The sequence below is a fragment of the Draconibacterium orientale genome, from assembly GCF_900111425.1.
Lineage (GTDB): Bacteria > Bacteroidota > Bacteroidia > Bacteroidales > Prolixibacteraceae > Draconibacterium > Draconibacterium orientale.
The window spans coordinates 1-1,395 of record NZ_FOHT01000085.1 but is presented as its reverse complement, the minus strand read 5'-3'; the positions used below and the strand labels follow the sequence as shown (position 1 = coordinate 1,395).

Below are 1,395 nucleotides of genomic sequence, written 5' to 3'. Positions count from 1 at the left end.
GGACAAAACATTTATATAGGAATCGATGCCCATTTAAAAAATTGGACAGTAACGGTAATGACTGAAAATAGTTTAACCAAGACGATATCACAAAATCCTGATGCAGGGACTTTGTATACTTACCTTCAACGTACTTTTCCCGGGGGTAATTATTTATCTGCATATGAAGCTGGTTTCTGTGGATTCAGCGCTCACCGAAATTTAGAGAAGTATGGTATAAAAAGTATTGTAGTCAATCCAGCCGATATTCCGACTACAGATAAAGAACGCAAACAAAAAGAAGATCGTCGCGATAGTCGTAAGATAGCCCGTTCATTAAAGAACGGGGAACTCACCGGTATTCATGTCCCTGATAAAGAAACAGAAGAACTAAGGTCGCTGGTACGTTACCGTAAAACATTGGTAAAAGAAATATCAAGACATAAAAGCCGGATAAAATCACATCTTCATTGTTTTGGTATTGCGATTCCCGGCCCCCTGGCCCAGGCTTCCACATACTGGTCCGGGAAATTTACCCAATGGCTCGAAGAGGTACAACAGTCTACTCCTTATGGAGGTATGGTTTTACAAAGCACATTGGCAACAGTAAAACATTTAAGGGCAGAGCTGTTAAAAATAAACCGTAAGTTAAGAGAGCTGGAGAAAGAAGTGATGTATGGTTTTAAGATCAAGCTACTCAGGAGTATTCCTGGTATAGGCTTGATAGTAGCAGTTACCCTGCTTTCAGAACTTGAAACGATTTTACGGTTCAAGAACCTTGATAAATTGTGTTCATTTGTTGGGCTCGTGCCCAGAACAAATACATCAGGAGAGAATGATAAAACAGGAAAGATTACTTCTCGTTCAAACAAGCCACTTAGAGGCATAATTATAGAAGCCGCCTGGATAGCTTCACGGAACGATCCGGCTTTGGCACAGTGTTACTTAGAACTTTGTAAAAGAATGAAGCCCAACAAGGCAATTATAAAAATTGCAAAGAAATTACTGAACAGGATAAGATATGTAATGAAAAATGAAAAAGAATATGTGCATTCAGTTGTACAGTAAAATCCAGACTGGTGCTAAAAACACTTCAATGATAAAGAGACCGTTACTTTGCCCTTGCAGCCCGTAAGGTGTCTGTTTCCGAGAGGCTGCGGCTCTTATCTATAATAAATTGAACACAGGTATGCGGCCCGTTTTTAGGTGTCCGTTAATAGAAGGGTGTTTTTATAGACCGGATTTGGAAAACCAGGAGGGGTAACCAACGGCGAAATTTTATACCGAAGGTTACTTCAAATCCTTAGCGGGCATCGAACCCGCTAAGGATTTAACCAGGAGAGGAAAACCTGCTGGCTCTGTATTGCCCGAAGGTATTATTTTGAAGAAATACAAATAGCTAATAATGAGCAAAAT

General features: G+C 40.0%; 1 protein-coding gene. It reads left to right on the top strand.

Annotated elements, in window-relative coordinates; translation table 11 throughout:
* Positions 1-1,047 (top strand): IS110 family RNA-guided transposase (locus BMW53_RS20580; RefSeq protein ID WP_074781176.1); only part of this gene is annotated, 1,047 nt, incomplete at its 5' end.
* Positions 1,048-1,395 lie beyond the last annotated feature (348 nt).